The following is a 17,601-nucleotide window of genomic DNA, read 5'->3' as shown; positions in this document are numbered from 1 at the left end:
TGGTCCACCGTCGGACCGACTGAGAACCACGGTAAACCTGATAACGGCAAGAGTCTATGTGCCACGCCAATTCTCATTCAACGTGACTGCGAAATGGTGACCTATTTCTCTTCCCGCGCGGAGTCGCGGATTTCGGTTCAGCCCTGCGAAATTCGGGCTGGAAGGGTAGTCGGTTTCCATGAAGGCCTTGACTTTTCGAACTCGGAAATCGCTTCTACCTGCCGCAATGTCAGTCCGATGTCGTCGAGACCCTCCAGCAGACGCCACCGTGTGTAGTCGTCAATATTGAACGGCACCACCGTAGTTCCGGCGCTCACGGTCCGATTCTCGAGATCTACTGCCAATTCCAGTCCGGGCTGCTCTTCGAGCAACTTCCAGAGCAATTCGACGTCGCTCTGCTCGACCTGTGCCGCCACGAGACCGGCTTTTCCGGCGTTCCCGCGGAAGATGTCGGCGAACCGGGAAGCGATGACGACTCGAAATCCGAAGTCCGAGAGAGCCCACACGGCGTGCTCACGCGAAGAGCCCGTGCCGAAATCGGGGCCGGCTACGAGGACACTTCCCTTGTCGTACGGAGCCAGATTGAGAATGAAGTTGGGGTCGGTACGCCAGCCTGCAAACAGCCCGTCCTCGAATCCCGTGCGCGTCACCCGTTTCAGGTACACGGCGGGGATGATCTGATCGGTATCGACATTCGAGCGTCGCAGCGGGACGCCGATACCCTTGTGCGTGGTAAAGGATTCCATCGAAATTCTCCTAGAGAAGGTAAGTGGGTCAGACCAGATCGGCCGGTGCCGAGAGCGTTCCGCGGACCGCCGTGGCCGCCGCGACGAGCGGGGAAACCAGATGGGTCCGACCGCCTTTACCCTGTCGGCCTTCGAAATTCCGGTTGGACGTCGATGCCGAGCGCTCGCCGGGAGCAAGCTGGTCAGGGTTCATTCCCAAGCACATCGAACAACCGGCCTGACGCCATTCCGCCCCTGCCGCTGTGAAGATCTCACCGAGACCTTCACTTTCGGCTTGAGCACGCACCCGCATCGAACCGGGAACGATGAGCATCCGAACGCCCTCTGCCACATGGCGACCTTCGAGCACCTCGGCTACTGCGCGCAGATCTTCGATCCGTCCGTTGGTGCACGAACCGACGAACACGGTGTCGACAGCAACATCCCGAAGCGGCATGCCGGCGTCGAGACCCATGTAGGTGAGCGCCTTCTCAGCTGCCTGACGCTCGCTCTCGTCGACGATGAGTTCGGGATCGGGCACACGGTCACCGAGTGGCGCACCCTGTCCCGGATTGGTTCCCCAGGTGACGAAAGGCGTCAATGCGCTTGCGTCGATGTGGACCTCGTTGTCGAATTCCGCACCCTCGTCGGTCTTGAGCAGCTCCCACGCGGCGACGGCTTCGTCCCACTCTGCGCCCGACGGTGCATGCGGACGGCCCTTGATGAACTCGTATGTGGTCTCGTCCGGTGCGATCATGCCCGCACGGGCTCCGGCCTCGATCGACATGTTGCAGATGGTCATACGAGCTTCCATCGACAGTTTGCGAATGGCCTCACCGCGGTACTCCAGGACGTAGCCCTGGCCGCCGCCGGTGCCGATCTTGGCGATGACGGCGAGGATCAAGTCCTTACTCGTGACACCGGGAGGCAGCTCGCCGTCGACCGTGATCGCCATGGTCTTGAAGGGGCGCAACGACAATGTCTGCGTCGCCATCACGTGCTCGACCTCGCTCGTGCCGATTCCCATTGCGAGCGCACCGAATGCGCCGTGCGTCGACGTATGACTGTCACCGCACACCACGGTGGTTCCGGGCTGAGTCAGGCCGAGCTGCGGTCCGACCACATGCACGATGCCCTGATCGAGATCGCCCATGCGGTGCAAGCGAACTCCGAACTCCTCACAATTTCGGCGCAAGGTGTCGACCTGAGTCTTGGACACGGGATCGGCAATGGGCTTGTCGATGTCGATCGTCGGGACGTTGTGGTCCTCGGTGGCGATCGTCAGGTCAGGGCGGCGCAACTGGCGACCCGCCAAGCGAAGTCCGTCGAATGCCTGCGGGCTCGTCACTTCGTGAACGAGGTGGAGATCGATGTAGATGAGGTCGGGATCCTGCCCCTCCCCTTTCACGACAACGTGGTCGTCCCACACCTTCTCGGCGAGAGTGCGTGCTTTCTGTGCCATGTCTTCCACCTCTGTACGTAGCCTCGCGTCGGCGGACTACGGGCTGGCCCGCCGCGCGTGAAGTAGGTCCCCAGCCTCCGCAGCAGATTCAGACTGTCCCTTTCGGCACTTGCGCCACCTCCGAGGAAATGCGCTAGCTCATCCTGAAATGCGCTAGCCCACCAAGAAATGCGCTATCATCCCACTATGCGAGAAACTGGTATCGACCTATGAGACAGCATAGCGGCATCGGCGTCCTGGACAAAGCAATGGGCGTGCTTCATGCAGTAGCTGAGGAACCGTGCAGCCTCACCGAACTCTGTGCACGAACCGGTTTGCCGCGCGCGACCGCCCACAGACTCGCCGTCGGTCTCGAAGTCCATCGACTCCTCACTCGCGATTCGGACGGTCAGTGGTGCCCAGGGCCCGGGCTCGCCGAACTCGCTGCCACCGCTAATGATCCACTCATTGCAGCGGCCGGACTCATCCTCCCCCGCCTTCGCGAAATCACCGGCGAAAGCGTCCAGCTGTACCGTCGGGAAGGCACCCAACGCATCTGCGTCGCGTCGATGGAACCGCCGACCGGCCTGCGTGACACGGTGCTCGTCGGAGCCCGACTGCCGATGAATGCCGGTTCCGGCGCCAAGGTCCTTCTCGCATGGGCAGATCCACAAACCCAACGGACCGTCCTCGCTGATGCGTCGTTCGGCGAACGAGTGCTCCTCGAGGTTCGCCGGCGCGGCTGGGCTCAGAGCGCGGCCGAACGTGAGCCCGGTGTCGCCAGCGTCGCGGCTCCCGTCCGAGACTCGGCAGGCGCTGTCATTGCCGCGATTTCGGTCTCCGGCCCCATCGATCGGATGGGTCGACGACCGGGAGCCCGCTGGGCGGCCGACCTTCTCGCAGCTGCCGAAGCGCTCCACAAGCGTCTGTAATTCGTGACACAGTAAGGTCTTCAGATCCTCGAGCACGTAGGAGTACGACGCGACCATGGCAGGAAAACAGCGTAGTCAGATCACGATGACCGAGGCCGAAATTTCGAGCTTCGTCGAAAAGAGCCGTACGGCAACGATGGCGACGTTGAGCGCCGACGGAATGCCTCACCTGATCGCGATGTGGTTCGCAATAGTCGACGGCGAAATCTGGTTCGAGACCAAAGCCAAGTCGCAGAAGGCGGTCAACCTTCGCCGGGACTCCCGTATGTCCGTCCTGATCGAAGACGGTCTGACGTACGACACACTCCGAGGCGTATCGATGGAGGGCACCGGAATGATCGTCGAGGATCCCGAAGCCCTCTTCGCCGTGGGAATCAGCGTCTGGGAGCGATACACCGGCCCGTACACCGAGGATCTCCGCCCGGCCGTAGACGCAATGCTCCACAAACGCGTCGCGGTGCGGTTCGTTCCCGATCGAACTCGTTCGTGGGATCACCGCAAGCTCGGGATGCCCGCGATCCCGCTTTCCGGTTCTACTGCACCACCGTCGTAGAGCCCGAGATTCGTGAAGCGAAAATTCACGAGCTTTCGAATTCGGGCCGGCGTAGTTTCACCAACAGGCCCAACAACAAGGAGTGAGCATATGAGCGATCTCGACAGCAATACCCCGTCCGAATCCGAATCCCAATCGGAGGAGACCAAACGAAAGTTCCGTGAGGCCCTCGAACGGAAGAATCATCAGAACGCCAAATCGACTGACCATCGCGACGGACAGTCCAAGGTCCACAACACGCATGGCCCGGCCGATCACAAGCGAGAGTTCCGCCGTAAGAGCGGATAGCCGATCGAGGACAACAGAGTGAGATGACGATCACCCCCAGTCGAATTCGACTGGGGGTGATCGTTTTTCGCATGGCAGGCAAACATTTCCACACAAACGAAAAGACCCTCCGATCAATGATCGGAGGGTCTTTCCTTTGTAGCCCCGACGGGATTCGAACCCGCGCTACCGCCTTGAGAGGGCGGCGTCCTAGGCCGCTAGACGACGGGGCCAGGACACGCTTTTAAACGTGGTATTCAGTCTTGCTCTTGGATGCTCAGCAAGCTTAGCTTGTCTGAGTCCGGCCACAAAATCGACCGGATTTCCGCTGGGGTACCAGGACTCGAACCTAGAATGGCGGTACCAGAAACCGCTGTGTTGCCAATTACACCATACCCCAAGGTCTTGCTCACCAGCCTTGCCCGATCCGCTTCGCTGTTGTGCTCGGCGGCTCGTCTCCGGCCGAAAAGAAGATTACCAGTACCCCTGCCCCAAATACCAAATCGTATGGTCACAGGAGGTTTTTGCTTCATTTTCGGCCGGAGGACCGTCCGATCTAGGCGGTTACCGCTGCCCTACCCGCGCGCAACCGAGCAAGCGAGACCTCACGACCGAGCAATTCCATCGACTCGTACAGCGGAGGGCTGATGTGAGAGCCCGTGATCGCGACCCGAACCGGAGCGAAGGCCTTACGCGGTTTGAGCTCCAGATCCTCGATGAGGGCCTTCTTGAGTGCTTCCTCGATACTGGCCGCCGTCCACTCCGAAGTGGCATCGAGCGCCGCAAGAGACGCGTCCAGAACCGGACCGGCATCTTCCTTCAGGTTCTTTGCCGCCGCGGCCGGATCGAGAGCAAACGACCCTTCGTCGACGAACAGGAATTTCAGCAGATCCCACGCGTCGGACAGGACGACGATGCGCGTCTGCACGAGGTCCGCCGCAACAGTGAACGTCGCTTCGTCGACGTCGGCGCCGATATGGCCGTGTTCCACCAGGAACGACTTCAGGCGGCCCGCGAAGTCGGCCGGCTCGAGCAGGCGAATGTGCTCGGCATTGATCGCGTCGGCCTTCTTCTGGTCGAAGCGCGCGGGGTTGGAGTTGACCTTGGAGACGTCGAAGGCCGCAACCATCTCGTCGAGTGAGAAGACGTCGTGATCGTCAGCGATGCTCCACCCGAGCAGAGCCAGGTAGTTCAGCAATCCCTCGGGGATGAAGCCGCGATCGCGGTGGATGAAGAGGTTCGACTCGGGATCGCGCTTGGACAGCTTCTTGTTGCCCTGACCCATCACGAAAGGCAAGTGCCCGAACGACGGTGTGAAATCGGCAACACCGATGCGGATCAATGCCTCGTACAACGCGAGCTGACGCGGAGTCGAGGACAACAGATCTTCGCCGCGCAGTACATGGGTGATCTTCATCAACGCGTCGTCGACCGGGTTGACCAACGTGTACAGCGGAATACCGTTACCGCGAGTCAGCGCGAAGTCCGGAACGGTGCCGGCCTTGAACGTGGTCTCGCCGCGCACCAAGTCGTTCCAGGTCAGATCGTGATCGGGCATGCGGAGTCGGACGACGGGCTTGCGTCCCTCGGCGACGTACGCAGCGCGCTGCTCGTCGCTCAGGTCGCGATCGAAGTTGTCGTATCCGAGCTTCGGGTCGCGGCCGGCAGCCTTGTGCCGCGCTTCGACTTCCTCGTTTGTCGAGAAGGACTCGTATGCCTCACCCGCGGCCAGCAACTTGGCCACGACGTCGAGATGCAGGTCACGACGCTCGGACTGGCGATACGGCGCGTGCGGTCCACCGACCTCCGGGCCCTCGTCCCAGTTGAGCCCCAACCAGCGGAGGGCGTCGAGGATGGCCTGGTAGGACTCTTCACTGTCGCGCTGCGCATCGGTGTCTTCGATACGGAACACGAATGTGCCGCCGTGGTGTCGTGCGAACGCCCAGTTGAACAAGGCTGTGCGCACCAAACCTACGTGCGGGGTTCCGGTGGGTGACGGGCAGAAACGGACGCGTACTTCGCTGTTGGTCATGGCTCACTTGGCTCGGCGATGATGGATGGTCGTACTACAGGTTAGTCCGGTAGCGCTTCCTCCACGCCCCCGATCACCTACCCGGTAGGACGTTGATTCGCGTCATGTCACCGTCGTAGTAGGCAAGTAGGCGCTTGTCCATCACCTTTCGCCACAGCGGCGGCACCCAGGCGCACACGATCATGACCGCGTAACCCGCTGGAAGTTGCGGAGCTTCGGCCGCACTTCGCAGGCTCTGGTACCGCAGACGCGGATTCGCGTGATGGTCGCTGTGACGCTGAAGTTGATAGAGGAAAAGGTTGCTGACGACGTGGTCGCTGTTCCAACTGTCCTCAGGAGAGCAGCGAACGTACGAGCCGTCAGGCCTCTTGGCACGAAGCAATCCGTAATGCTCTAGATAGTTCGCGGTCTCGAGGAATGTGAAACCGGCAATAGCCTGAACGGCCAACCACGGTGCGATTTCCCACCCGAACACTGCGATCAAACTGCCGAACAACACGACACTCATCGCCCACGCGTTCAGGATGTTGTTACGGTAACTCCAGGTCCGCCTCCCTTGACGCTTCAGACGAGCGCTTTCGATCCGCCATCCCGAGCGCAGGCCGCCGATGACACTGCGCGGCAAGAAGAACCAGAAATTCTCCTTGTATCGCGAACTGGCAGGATCCTCCGGCGTCGCAACACGGACGTGGTGACCATGGTTGTGCTCGACGTAGAAATGGCCGTAGAAGGACTGCGCCAGCGCTACTTTCGCGAGCCACTTCTCGAGCTTTTCGCTCTTGTGCCCCAATTCATGTGCCGCGTTGATCCCCACACCCGCAACCACGCCGGCGGTCATCGCGAGCGCGAACTTCTCCCCCGCCGCCATCGGCGCGTTCACCCAGCACCAGGCGACGAACACGAGACCGACGTATTGGAGGGGCAGGAACAGATACGTGCACCAGCGGTAGAAACGATCCTCCTGCAGATGCGGAATCGCTTCGTCCGGCGGGCTGTTCCCGTCTTCGCCGGCCAGGAGATCTATGAGGGGAATGACGATCACGATGAGCCAGGCCCCGATGGCCCAGAAGAGCCCAAGGCTGAATTTGTCGACCAGGAACCACGCAGCGAACGGACTGAGAGGAACCAGCAAACCCAACGGCCACAGGTAGCGCTTCTTGTCTCGCCACACGGGCCGCTGCCCGTTTCGTGCTTCCCCTGTCGCTGACCGGGAGGCTTCCGCGAAGGTCGTCATGTATCACCACGTTTCTGCGCAATCCACTCGATTGCCCCATCGGCTTCTATCCAGTTATCGGTCACCCTACTGCTCAGCGTTACATTTCAGGGAATTTGGTCTGTTACGGGCCGTGGCAGCAAACCGAGGGGCGAACCCTCCCAACCTGATCAATTCAGACATAACGCCAGGAGGATCAGTGGCGAAGCTTCGCCTGGCTCACAAAACTCGCAGGTCAGTCCCAGGGCCTGATCACCTCGATCCGAAAGGTAATCCCCATCAATCCCCCGGCGATAGTTACTATCTTGCAACTTTTATTCGACAAACACCTCTCGACTCACACCACGACGGAGGCCCCATCCAGTTGGGATGGGGCCTCCGTAGTCACATGACTGAAAGAACCGGGTCAGATCACTTCTTGGCGGTCACCGGGTTGGTGAGCGTGCCGATCCCCGAGACCGTGACCGACACCGAATCACCGTCGACGATCGGGCCCACTCCGGCGGGAGTGCCGGTGAGGATGACGTCGCCGGGCAGGAGGGTCATCACCGCCGAGATCCACTCGATGATCTTCGGAATGTCGTGAAGTAGGAATGCGGTGCTGCTGTCCTGCTTGACCTGACCGTTCACCTCGGTCTTGATGTCGACGTCGGACGCATCCAGGCTGGTCTCGATCCACGGACCGAGTGGGCAGAAGGTGTCGTGCCCCTTCGCGCGCGTCCACTGCCCGTCGTGACGCTGATGATCTCGTGCCGACACGTCGTTGGCGATCGTGTAGCCGAGAACCACGCTCAACGCCTTTGCCGCCGGAACGTCCTTGCACGGTTGACCGATGACTACCGCGAGTTCACCCTCGAAGTGCACCTCGTTGGAGGTGGGAGGCAAGACGATCGGGGCGCCCGGGCCGACGATGGACGTATTGGGCTTGAGGAAGATCACGGGATCCGCGGGGGCTTCGCCGCCCATCTCCGCAATGTGATCTGCATAATTCTTGCCGATGCAGATCACCTTGCTGGCGAGAATCGGAGCCAGCAGACGAACATCGGCGAGCGGCCAACTTCGACCGGTAAATGTGGGGTTCCCGAACGGGTGCTCCGCAATTTCCTTGGCGACGAGGGCATCCTCTTCACCTTCGATACTGACGAACGCAACACCATCGGGACTGGCAATTCGACCAAGACGCATGCCGGCCAGTCTATCGGGGTGTCGGAAACGACTGACGCGCGCAAGCCGAAAGGCTTACGCGCGTCAGTCTCGTGAAATAAATCCTTACAGCGCTGCGGTGATCCGGTCGCCGATCTCCGTCGTGGAGATGGGGCCTTCGCCGCGGGTAGCCAGGTCAGCAGCGACCACAGCCTCGACCCGAGCGGCGTCGTCCTCGCGTCCGAGATGGCGAAGAAGCAGTGCGGCCGAGAGGATCGCGGCGGTGGGATCTGCGATTCCCTTGCCGGCGATGTCCGGAGCACTGCCGTGAACGGGCTCGAACATCGAGGGGTTGGTACCCGACGCGTCGATGTTTCCGCTTGCGGCCAAACCGATTCCACCGGTCACCGCGCCGGCGAGGTCCGTGATGATGTCACCGAAGAGGTTGTCCGTGACGATGACGTCGAAGCGCGACGGGTCGGTGACCATGTAGATGGTGGCGGCATCGATGTGGCAGTACGCGGTTTCGACGTCCGGGTACTCGGCTCCGACGGTTTCGATCGCACGTGTCCAGATCGCGCCCGCGTTGGAAAGCACGTTGGTCTTGTGGATCAGTGTGAGGTGCTTGGAACGTGTCTGCGCCAGCGCAAATGCATAACGAACAACACGCTCGGCTCCGAACCACGTGTTGATCGACACCTCGGTCGCGATCTCGTGATCGGTGCCGACGCGGATGGCGCCACCGTTACCGGTGTACGGGCCTTCGGTGCCTTCACGAACCACGACGAAGTCGATCTCAGGCTGGGCCGCCAACGGCGACAGCGCACCCGGATACAGCTGAGCGGGGCGAAGATTCACGTGATGATCGAGCTGGAAACGCATGTTCAGCAGCAGACCACGCTCGAGGATGCCAGGCGCGACGATCCGCGGGTCACCGATGGCGCCCAACAGGATTGCGTCGTGTTGACGGATCTGGTCCAGCTCGTCCGCCGGGAGCAATTCGCCGGTGGCGTTGTAGCGACGGGCACCGAGATCGTATTCGGTGGTTTCCAGATCCGGAACCAACTTGCCGAGCACCTTGAGTGCTTCGGCTGTGACCTCGACACCGATTCCGTCGCCCGGAATGACCGCAAGCTTCATGGAGTCCTCATCTCAGTAGAACTGTGCGCCTTTATTAACCGCGGGCGGTTAATAAAGGCGCACAGCAAAAACAATCAGGAAAGGTCGACCTGGGCGACGCGAGCGTCGAGCTGCGAGACGATTGCCTCGACCTCGGTGTCACCGACGACGCGGTCGACACGCAGGATGACCGTTGCGCCTTCGCCTTCGGCGTCCTGGCTCAGTGCTGCAGCCAGGATGTCGACGCCGGCGTTACCGAGAACGGTACCGAGCACACCGAGAACGCCCGGGCGATCGCTGTAGTGGACGACGATGTTGTGACCCTCGGCGCGCAGGTCGAAGCTGCGTCCGTTGATGTTGACGATCTTCTCGACCTGCTGCAGGCCGGTGAGTGCGCCCGTGACCGACGTGACCGTGCCGTCAGCCGCAACTGCACGAACCTCGACCGCGCTGCGATGAGCCAGTGCCTCGGAGTGCTTCTCGACCGACACGGTCACGCCACGCTGCTCGGCAAGTGCCGGAGCGTTGACGAACGTGACGGCCTCGTCGCTGCTGGCGGAGAACACGCCGCGCAGTGCAGCCAGGCCGAGGATGTCGACGGTTTCGGCCGACAGCTCGCCGGTGGCGACAACCTGCACGGTCTGGACAGCTTCAGGCGACAGCGTCGCCGCGAGGAGACCGAGCTTGCGGACCAGCTCGAGCCACGGAGCAACTTCTTCGCCGACGGGTCCGCCGGAGACGTTGACAGCCTCGGGAACGAATTCGCCTGCCAGAGCGAGGAGAACGCTCTTGGCCACGTCGATGCCTGCGCGGTCCTGAGCCTCGGACGTCGATGCGCCGAGGTGCGGGGTGACAACGACGTTGTCGAGCTCGAAGAGCTTGGAATCGGTGCACGGCTCGGTGCTGAACACGTCGAGGCCGGCGCCGCGAACCTTGCCGGAGACCAGTGCGTCGTAAAGCGCATCTTCGTCGATCAGACCACCGCGGGCGGCGTTGACGATGATGACGCCGTCCTTGGCCTTGGCCAGGCGCTCGGCGTTGATCAGGCCGGCCGTTTCCTTGGTCTTGGGCAGGTGCACGGAGATGAAGTCGGCGCGCTCGACGAGCTCGTCGATGGTGACCAGTTCGATGCCGAGCTGCGCTGCGCGCGCTGCGGGCAGGTAGGGGTCGTACGCGATGATGGTGGTCTCGAACGCGGCGAGACGCTGCGCGAAGAGCTGGCCGATACGGCCGAGTCCGACGACACCGACGGTCTTACCGAGGATCTCGACACCGTTGAACTTGCTTCGCTTCCAGGTGTTCTCACGCAGGGTCTTGTCTGCTGCGGGAATCTGGCGAGCGGTCGACATGAGGAGCGCGACAGCGTGCTCGGCAGCGGAGTGAATGTTGGAGGTCGGTGCATTGACGACCATCACGCCGCGCTCGGTGGCTGCGGGGATCTCGACGTTGTCCAGGCCGACACCGGCGCGGCCGATGATCTTCAGCTTGGTGCCGGCGGCCAGAACCTCGGCGTCGACGGTGGTGGCGGAACGAACGAGAATCGCGTCGGCCTCGGGTACCGCGGCGAGCAGCGCCGGGCGGTCAGGTCCGTCGACCCAACGCACCTCCACACCGTCACCGAGCGCCTCGACTGTGGACGGCGCGAGCTTGTCGGCGATCAGAACAACGGGACGGCCAGGCTGGCTCACGTGCAAACTCCCTGATTAGGTGGGTGTGAAGGTGGTTTAACCACCGATAGTTTAGTGCGCGCTGACTTCGAATCCACAACGCGGTAGGCAATACCACATAGTGGACACTTTCGCGGGCAAATTCTCGATGGAATATGAATCCGGGCTCAACCGGCCCGGAAAACGACTCCGGCCCAATGCCGCGCTGGTTCAACGTAATTGAACCGGCGCGACATCAGGCCAGTGGAGACGTGGAGCGTGAAACGACGAATTACGCGGTTTCGGTGATCGGACGATCGACCCAGCTCATCAGGTCGCGCAACTTCTTGCCGGTGACCTCGATGGGGTGCTCGGCGTTGGCCTTGCGCAGGCCCTCGAGCTCGGTGTTGCCGTTCTCGACGTTGGCAACCAGACGACGGGTGAACTCGCCGGACTGGATGTCGGCCAGGATCGCCTTCATGCGCTCCTTGGTGTCGGCGTCGATGACGCGCGGGCCGGAGAGGTATCCACCGAACTCAGCGGTGTCGGACACCGAGTAGTTCATGCGGGCGATGCCACCCTCGTACATGAGGTCGACGATGAGCTTGAGCTCGTGCAGAACCTCGAAGTACGCCATCTCGGGTGCGTAGCCGGCCTCGACCATGACCTCGAAACCGGTCTTGACCAGTTCCTCGGTGCCGCCGCACAGCACAGCCTGCTCGCCGAAGAGGTCCGTCTCGGTCTCTTCCTTGAACGTGGTCTTGATGACGCCTGCGCGGGTTCCGCCGATGCCCTTGGCGTAGGACAGAGCGAGAGCCTGGCCTTCACCCTTGGGATCCTGGTCGATGGCGATGAGCGCGGGAACGCCCTTGCCGTCGACGAACTGACGACGCACCAGGTGGCCGGGTCCCTTGGGGGCGACCATACCGACGGTGACGAACTCCGGAGCCTTGATCAGGTCGAAGTGAATGTTCAGGCCGTGACCGAAGAACAGCGCGTCGCCGTCCTTGAGGTTCGGCTCGATGTCGTTTGTGAAAATGCTCGCCTGAGCGGTGTCAGGTGCGAGCACCATGATGACGTCGGCCCACTCGGAAACCTCGGCCGGCGTACCGACCGTCAGTCCCTGCTCCTGTGCCTTTTCGCGGGACTTGGAGCCCTCCTTGAGGCCGATGCGCACATCGACGCCCGAGTCGCGCAGGCTCAGCGAATGGGCGTGGCCCTGGCTTCCGTAGCCGATCACAGCAACCTTGCGGCCCTGAATGATCGACAGATCGGCATCGTCGTCGTAGAACATCTCGACTGCCACAGTTCTCAACCTCTCCTTGGATTTTTACGTGTCTAAAAGTACTAGCGGGTGGCCGTGATCGACTTCGGCCCTCGACCGACTGCCACGACCCCGGACTGAACGATCTCCCGGATACCGTACGGATCAAGCATCCGCAGCAGGGCATCCAGCTTGGACCGAGTACCGGTCGCCTCGATGGTGACGGACTCCGGGGAGACGTCGATCACCTTGGCGCGGAACAGGTTCACCGTTTCGATGACCTGCGTGCGCACGCTTGCATCTGCGCGCACCTTGATGAGCACGAGCTCGCGAGCGACGGATGCTTCACCGTCCTGCTCGACGATCTTGATGACGTTGATCAGCTTGTTGAGCTGCTTCGTCACCTGCTCGAGAGGGAACTCGTCGACCGTGACGACGATGGTCATTCGTGAGATCTCGGGGATCTCGGTTCCGCCCACCGCGAGGGATTCGATGTTGAATCCGCGGCGGGAGAAAAGTGCGGAGACGCGAGCCAGCACGCCTGGCTTGTCCTCGACGAGAACACTGAGGGTGTGACTGGTGCTCACTTCTGATCCTCCCCTGTGCCCGCGGCGGGTCCGGCTTGCTCGCGTGACATGGCTTCGTGGATGACGGCGGGCTCGGCAACTGCCTCGTCGTCGTCGAACAGCGGCCGGATGCCCCGGGCCGCCATGATTTCGTCGTTGCTCGTTCCGGCAGCGACCATCGGCCACACCTGTGCGTCGGCGGTGACGATGAAGTCGATCACGACAGGCTTGTCGTTGATGGACTGCGCCTCACGGATCGCAGCTTCGACATCTTCTTCACGTTCGACACGAATTCCGTGGCAGCCCAATGCTTCTGCGAGCTTCACGAAGTCGGGGATGCGGATGGCGCCGTGCGTTCCGAGGTTGGTGTTGGAGTAGCGCTCTTCGTAGAAGAGTGTCTGCCACTGACGCACCATGCCGAGGTTGCCGTTGTTGATGAGGGCAACCTTGATCGGGATACCTTCGAGTGCGCAGGTTGCGAGTTCCTGATTGGTCATCTGGAAGCAGCCGTCGCCGTCGATCGCCCACACCTCGGTGTCGGGCATGCCCATCTTGGCGCCCATGGCTGCGGGAACCGCGTACCCCATGGTGCCCAGTCCGCCCGAGTTGAGCCACGTGCGCGGCTTCTCGTAACCGACGAACTGCGCGGCCCACATCTGGTGCTGACCGACGCCGGCGCAGTAGATGGCATCCGGTCCGGCGAGCTTGCCGACGGTCTGGATGACGTACTCCGGGCTCAGCTGACCGTCGGTGGGGCGGTCGTAGCTCAGCGGGTACGTACGACGGATGTCGTTCAGGTACGCCCACCACTCGGTGAGGTCGAACGTGGTACCCGTGGCCATGTCGGCACGGATCGCCTCGATGAGTTCGGTGATGACCTCTTTGCAGTCGCCCACGATCGGGACGTCGGCGTAACGGTTCTTGCCGATCTCGGCCGGGTCGATGTCGGCATGGATGACCTTGGCGTCGGGCGCGAAGGAATTCAGCTGACCGGTGACGCGGTCGTCGAAACGCGCACCGAGGGTGATCAGGAGATCGCTACGCTGCAGAGCGGCGACCGCGGCGACGGTGCCGTGCATTCCGGGCATACCGCAGTTGAGGTCGTGACTGTCCGGGAACGCGCCGCGGGCCATCAGCGTGGTGACGACGGGGATACCCGTCAGCTCGGCCAATTCGAGCAGCTCCGGCGAGGAGTCGGACTTGATGACGCCGCCACCGACGTACAGAACCGGCGACTTGGCGTCGGCGATCAGACGCGCAGCTTCGCGAACCTGCTTGCCGTGCGGCTTGGTGACCGGGCGGTAGCCCGGCAGACGCATCTCCGGCGGCCACGAGAACGTGGTCTGCGACTGCAGGATGTCCTTGGGGATATCGACCAGGACGGCGCCGGGGCGACCACTGGCCGCGAGGTAGAAGGCCTCGGCCATGATGCGCGGGATGTCGATCGCGTCGGTGATCAGGAAGTTGTGCTTGGTGACCGGCATCGTGATGCCTGAGATGTCGGCTTCCTGGAAGCCGTCGGTACCGATCAGCGAGCGCGCCACCTGTCCGGTGATCGCGACGATCGGAACGGAGTCCATCTGCGCGTCGGCCAGTGGCGTGACCAGGTTGGTCGCACCGGGACCCGAGGTGGCCATGCACACGCCGACCTTGCCGGTCGCCTGGGCGTAGCCGGTGGCAGCGTGGCCTGCACCCTGCTCGTGGCGCACGAGCACGTGGCGGACCTTGACCGAATCGAAGAGTGGGTCGTAGACCGGGAGCACGGCACCGCCGGGAATGCCGAATACCGTGTCGACCTCGAGCTCTTCGAGGGCGCGAACCACAGACTGGGCGCCGGTTACCCGCTCAGGCGGGAGCTGGCGACGGTTGGCCGTCTGGGTTGCGGCAGCCGCGGTTGTCGGGCTCGGTGTCCCTGACTTGCGCGGCGTGGGTTGAGGCCGTGCTGTTGGTGCGCTCACTGGGAAATCCTCTGATTCTGGCTCCGGGCAACAAAAAACCCCCGTCAGCATCTGCTGAGCGAGGGTGGCGCGTCGTTATCTGGTGAGTTGAAAAATCGACTCAGGCGACGACGCGCCGGCCGATTACGAGCAACTCATTCTGTTTCACGCACTCGACAGTAGAGGCGCTAGTCGCGAACGGCAAACTTGGTGAGTCGACCGTCCCAGAATCTGAGATACATCGGCTGCAATGCGAAGATGTAGAGGTGTCAACTTCGCAGCAGCCCGTGCCACCGGCTCAATCATCCCACACGCCGAAACCACTTCGGCACGTCATCCGCATTTCGCAGCTCGCTTACATGGCGTGCGCATTCCTTCTGTTCGCGGTCAGCTTCCCGATCTTCGGGTGGCCCGTCGCCTTCAGCTGGTTGCTGATCCTTCCGATCATCGCCGTCTATCTCGTCGCGCGACTGCGCACCACCGTCAGCCCCGTCGGCCTCGAGGTCCGCTCGACATTCTCCAAGCGCACCCTCGCCTGGGACGACGTCAAGGGTTTCCGCTTCCCGAAGCGCAGCTGGGCGCGCGCGGAACTCACCGACGGAACCGAGGTGACCCTGCCTGCGGTCAGCTTCGTCAGACTTCCCGAGATCGCGATCGCCAGCGGCGGCCGCATCACCGATCCCTACGCATCGGCGGCAGAAGCCTTCGCCGCCAAGGAAGCCGAAGAAGAAGCAGCGGCAGAATCGGAAGCAGAATCCGGGGTCGAGTCCGACAACGCCGACAACGGTTCGGTCCAGCCCGAAGAGAAGCGCCAGTAGCACGCGAGTAGCGTTGAAAGGCCCTCGCTTCTATTTGAGTGGACCAGCAACGATCACATAAGGAACACGCCCATGCCCCCGTTGAGGTCACGCACCACCACCATCGGACGTAATGCTGCCGGAGCCCGATCCCTGTGGCGCGCCACAGGAATGACGGATTCCGACTTCGGTAAGCCGATCGTTGCCGTAGCGAACTCGTACACCCAGTTCGTACCCGGCCACGTGCATCTCAAGAACGTGGGCGAGATCGTTGCCGAGGCCATCAGCGCGGCCGGCGGCGTCGCTCGTGAGTTCCACACCATCGCAGTCGACGACGGCATCGCAATGGGCCACGGCGGAATGCTCTACTCGCTCCCGAGCCGCGAGATCATCGCCGACTCGGTCGAGTACATGGCAAACGCCCACACGGCCGACGCACTGGTGTGTATCTCGAACTGCGACAAGATCACTCCCGGCATGCTCAACGCCGCGATGCGTCTGAACATCCCGACTGTCTTCGTCTCCGGTGGTCCGATGGAGGCCGGTAAGGCAGTGGTCGTCGGCGGCGTGGCCCAAGCCCCCACCGACCTCATCACCGCGATCTCCGCCTCTGCCAACGATGCCGTGTCCGACGAAGGCCTCGACGAGGTCGAGCGCAGCGCGTGCCCGACGTGCGGCTCGTGCTCGGGCATGTTCACCGCCAACTCCATGAACTGCCTGACCGAAGCCCTCGGCCTCGCATTGCCGGGCAACGGCTCCACGCTGGCAACTCACAAGGCTCGTCACGCACTCTTCTCTCGTGCGGGCACCACCGTGGTCGAGGCTGCACTCAAGTACTACCGCGACGGCGACGAGTCGGTGCTGCCGCGCAACATCGCGACCCCGGCAGCGTTCCGCAACGCAATGGCTCTCGACGTCGCCATGGGCGGTTCCACCAACACCGTCCTGCACACGCTGGCTGCGGCACAGGAGGGCGAGGTCGACTTCGACCTCGACACCATCGACGCGATCAGCCGCAAGGTGCCGTGCTTGTCCAAGGTCTCCCCCAACTCGGATTACCACATGGAGGACGTCCACCGTGCCGGCGGAATCCCCGCGCTGCTCGGTGAGCTTCGCCGCGGCGGACTCCTCGAAACCGATGTGTCCACCGTCCATACCAAGAGCTTCGACCAGTGGCTCGACGACTGGGACATCCGCTCCGGCAAGGCAACCGACGAGGCGATCGAACTTTTCCACGCGGCTCCCGGTGGCGTGCGCACCATCGAACCGTTCTCCACGGACAACCGTTGGTCCGCCCTCGACACCGATGCGGCCGGCGGCTGCATCCGCGACGTCGAGAATGCTTACACCGTGGAAGGTGGCCTGGTTGTCCTGCGCGGCAACATCGCACTCGACGGCGCAATCCTCAAGACGGCCGGCATCGACGAGGAACTGTTCACCTTCCAGGGCCCGGCGCTCGTCGTCGAATCCCAAGAAGAAGCCGTCTCGGTCATCCTGCAGAAGAAGATCAAGGCCGGTGACGTTCTCGTCGTGCGTTACGAAGGCCCCAAGGGCGGCCCCGGCATGCAGGAAATGCTGCACCCCACTGCCTTCCTCAAGGGCGCAGGCCTCGGTAAGGAATGCGCACTGATCACCGACGGTCGTTTCTCGGGCGGAACTTCCGGGCTGTCCATCGGCCACATCTCCCCCGAAGCTGCCGCAGGCGGAGTCATCGGACTCGTCCAGAACGGCGATCAGGTTCGCATCGACGTCGCCTCGCGCACGCTCGAGATCCTTGTCGACGACGACGTCCTCGCCGAGCGACGTGCCAAGATGGACGCCTCCGAGCGCCCGTGGCAGCCGGTCGATCGTCAGCGCACCGTGACGACAGCACTGCGCGCCTACGCCGCTCTGGCAACGTCCGCCGACAGGGGCGCGGTTCGCTACGTTCCGTAAGTTCTGCCACGAATCGAAAAAAGATCCCCGG

The 17,601-nt window shown here is 62.5% G+C and carries 15 protein-coding genes and 2 tRNA genes; 5 read left to right on the top strand and 12 right to left on the bottom strand.

Annotated features, from left to right (window positions below; all coding sequences use genetic code 11):
* Positions 1 to 137: 137 nt before the first annotated feature.
* Both leuD and leuC read right to left on the bottom strand, forming a co-directional pair.
* On the bottom strand, positions 138 to 746 hold the full coding sequence (gene leuD, locus V3587_RS17875; protein ID WP_095969213.1) for a 3-isopropylmalate dehydratase small subunit: 609 nt from the start codon (positions 744 to 746) through the stop codon (positions 138 to 140).
* Positions 747 to 774: 28 nt separating this feature from the next.
* Positions 775 to 2,196, bottom strand: a complete 1,422-nt coding sequence (gene leuC, locus V3587_RS17870) for a 3-isopropylmalate dehydratase large subunit (RefSeq protein WP_124566326.1) — start codon at positions 2,194 to 2,196, stop codon at positions 775 to 777.
* A 200-nt stretch (positions 2,197 to 2,396) separates the two neighbouring features.
* On the opposite strand from leuC, the gene V3587_RS17865 reads away from it, so the two are divergent.
* The 3 genes from V3587_RS17865 to V3587_RS17855 all read left to right on the top strand — a co-directional run bounded on the left by V3587_RS17865 (position 2,397) and on the right by V3587_RS17855 (position 3,939).
* Entirely contained in the window at positions 2,397 to 3,098 is a 702-nt protein-coding gene (locus V3587_RS17865) for an IclR family transcriptional regulator (protein ID WP_007729342.1), read from the top strand.
* A gap of 55 nt (positions 3,099 to 3,153) precedes the next feature.
* Complete coding sequence (locus V3587_RS17860; RefSeq protein ID WP_095969210.1) at positions 3,154 to 3,651, top strand: pyridoxamine 5'-phosphate oxidase family protein; 498 nt, start codon at positions 3,154 to 3,156, stop codon at positions 3,649 to 3,651.
* 90 nt (positions 3,652 to 3,741) lie between these two features.
* A complete protein-coding gene (locus tag V3587_RS17855; RefSeq protein WP_095969209.1) occupies positions 3,742 to 3,939 on the top strand; it encodes a DUF5302 domain-containing protein in 198 nt (65 codons plus the stop codon).
* 139 nt (positions 3,940 to 4,078) lie between these two features.
* Here V3587_RS17855 and V3587_RS17850 read toward each other — a convergent pair.
* The 10 genes from V3587_RS17850 to V3587_RS17805 all read right to left on the bottom strand — a co-directional run bounded on the left by V3587_RS17850 (position 4,079) and on the right by V3587_RS17805 (position 14,859).
* A tRNA-Glu gene (locus tag V3587_RS17850) sits at positions 4,079 to 4,151 on the bottom strand.
* A 95-nt stretch (positions 4,152 to 4,246) separates the two neighbouring features.
* Positions 4,247 to 4,318 (bottom strand) — tRNA-Gln (locus tag V3587_RS17845).
* A gap of 156 nt (positions 4,319 to 4,474) precedes the next feature.
* Positions 4,475 to 5,950 carry a glutamate--tRNA ligase gene (gene gltX / locus V3587_RS17840; protein ID WP_095969208.1) on the bottom strand — a complete coding sequence of 492 codons (1,476 nt, stop codon included), beginning with the start codon at positions 5,948 to 5,950 and terminating at the stop codon, positions 4,475 to 4,477.
* A 73-nt stretch (positions 5,951 to 6,023) separates the two neighbouring features.
* Positions 6,024 to 7,184, bottom strand: coding sequence for an alkane 1-monooxygenase (locus V3587_RS17835; protein WP_095969207.1), 1,161 nt, complete (start codon positions 7,182 to 7,184; stop codon positions 6,024 to 6,026).
* Between the two features lie 390 nt (positions 7,185 to 7,574).
* On the bottom strand, positions 7,575 to 8,348 hold the full coding sequence (locus V3587_RS17830; RefSeq protein WP_095969206.1) for a fumarylacetoacetate hydrolase family protein: 774 nt from the start codon (positions 8,346 to 8,348) through the stop codon (positions 7,575 to 7,577).
* 84 nt (positions 8,349 to 8,432) lie between these two features.
* A complete protein-coding gene (locus V3587_RS17825) occupies positions 8,433 to 9,446 on the bottom strand; it encodes a 3-isopropylmalate dehydrogenase (RefSeq protein ID WP_020907259.1) in 1,014 nt (337 codons plus the stop codon).
* 74 nt (positions 9,447 to 9,520) lie between these two features.
* On the bottom strand, positions 9,521 to 11,113 hold the full coding sequence (gene serA / locus V3587_RS17820; RefSeq protein WP_124566328.1) for a phosphoglycerate dehydrogenase: 1,593 nt from the start codon (positions 11,111 to 11,113) through the stop codon (positions 9,521 to 9,523).
* 250 nt (positions 11,114 to 11,363) lie between these two features.
* Positions 11,364 to 12,365, bottom strand: a complete 1,002-nt coding sequence (gene ilvC, locus V3587_RS17815) for a ketol-acid reductoisomerase (RefSeq protein ID WP_172436500.1) — start codon at positions 12,363 to 12,365, stop codon at positions 11,364 to 11,366.
* 53 nt (positions 12,366 to 12,418) lie between these two features.
* Complete coding sequence (ilvN, locus tag V3587_RS17810) at positions 12,419 to 12,922, bottom strand: acetolactate synthase small subunit (RefSeq protein ID WP_003944718.1); 504 nt, start codon at positions 12,920 to 12,922, stop codon at positions 12,419 to 12,421.
* A complete protein-coding gene (locus V3587_RS17805; protein WP_030535411.1) occupies positions 12,919 to 14,859 on the bottom strand; it encodes an acetolactate synthase large subunit in 1,941 nt (646 codons plus the stop codon). Before V3587_RS17805 ends, ilvN begins: the two co-directional genes overlap by 4 nt.
* Positions 14,860 to 15,125: 266 nt before the next feature.
* On the opposite strand from V3587_RS17805, the gene V3587_RS17800 reads away from it, so the two are divergent.
* Together V3587_RS17800 and ilvD are read left to right on the top strand one after the other, a co-directional pair.
* Entirely contained in the window at positions 15,126 to 15,656 is a 531-nt protein-coding gene (locus V3587_RS17800; protein ID WP_283377094.1) for a PH domain-containing protein, read from the top strand.
* 72 nt (positions 15,657 to 15,728) lie between these two features.
* The gene (gene ilvD / locus V3587_RS17795; protein ID WP_283377059.1) at positions 15,729 to 17,570 is read left to right on the top strand and encodes a dihydroxy-acid dehydratase; all 1,842 of its coding nucleotides are present in this window, start codon (positions 15,729 to 15,731) and stop codon (positions 17,568 to 17,570) included.
* Positions 17,571 to 17,601: the final 31 nt, after the last annotated feature.

The organism is Rhodococcus sp. IEGM 1306 (assembly GCF_036541985.1).
GTDB lineage: Bacteria > Actinomycetota > Actinomycetes > Mycobacteriales > Mycobacteriaceae > Rhodococcus_F > Rhodococcus_F qingshengii.
The sequence above is the reverse complement of the archived record's forward strand: the minus strand, read 5'-3'. Positions and strand labels throughout refer to the sequence as shown.

What these genes read in the sequence shown, in the direction of transcription:
- ilvD (WP_283377059.1), top strand. Translation starts at nt 15,729, where the DNA reads ATGCCCCCGTTGAGGTCACGCACCACCACCATCGGACGTAATGCTGCC.
- V3587_RS17855 (WP_095969209.1), top strand. Translation starts at nt 3,742, where the DNA reads ATGAGCGATCTCGACAGCAATACCCCGTCCGAATCCGAATCCCAATCG.
- gltX (WP_095969208.1), bottom strand. Translation starts at nt 5,950, where the DNA reads ATGACCAACAGCGAAGTACGCGTCCGTTTCTGCCCGTCACCCACCGGA.
- V3587_RS17830 (WP_095969206.1), bottom strand. Translation starts at nt 8,348, where the DNA reads ATGCGTCTTGGTCGAATTGCCAGTCCCGATGGTGTTGCGTTCGTCAGT.
- V3587_RS17835 (WP_095969207.1), bottom strand. Translation starts at nt 7,184, where the DNA reads ATGACGACCTTCGCGGAAGCCTCCCGGTCAGCGACAGGGGAAGCACGA.
- V3587_RS17825 (WP_020907259.1), bottom strand. Translation starts at nt 9,446, where the DNA reads ATGAAGCTTGCGGTCATTCCGGGCGACGGAATCGGTGTCGAGGTCACA.
- V3587_RS17865 (WP_007729342.1), top strand. Translation starts at nt 2,397, where the DNA reads ATGAGACAGCATAGCGGCATCGGCGTCCTGGACAAAGCAATGGGCGTG.
- V3587_RS17860 (WP_095969210.1), top strand. Translation starts at nt 3,154, where the DNA reads ATGGCAGGAAAACAGCGTAGTCAGATCACGATGACCGAGGCCGAAATT.
- ilvC (WP_172436500.1), bottom strand. Translation starts at nt 12,365, where the DNA reads ATGTTCTACGACGACGATGCCGATCTGTCGATCATTCAGGGCCGCAAG.
- leuD (WP_095969213.1), bottom strand. Translation starts at nt 746, where the DNA reads ATGGAATCCTTTACCACGCACAAGGGTATCGGCGTCCCGCTGCGACGC.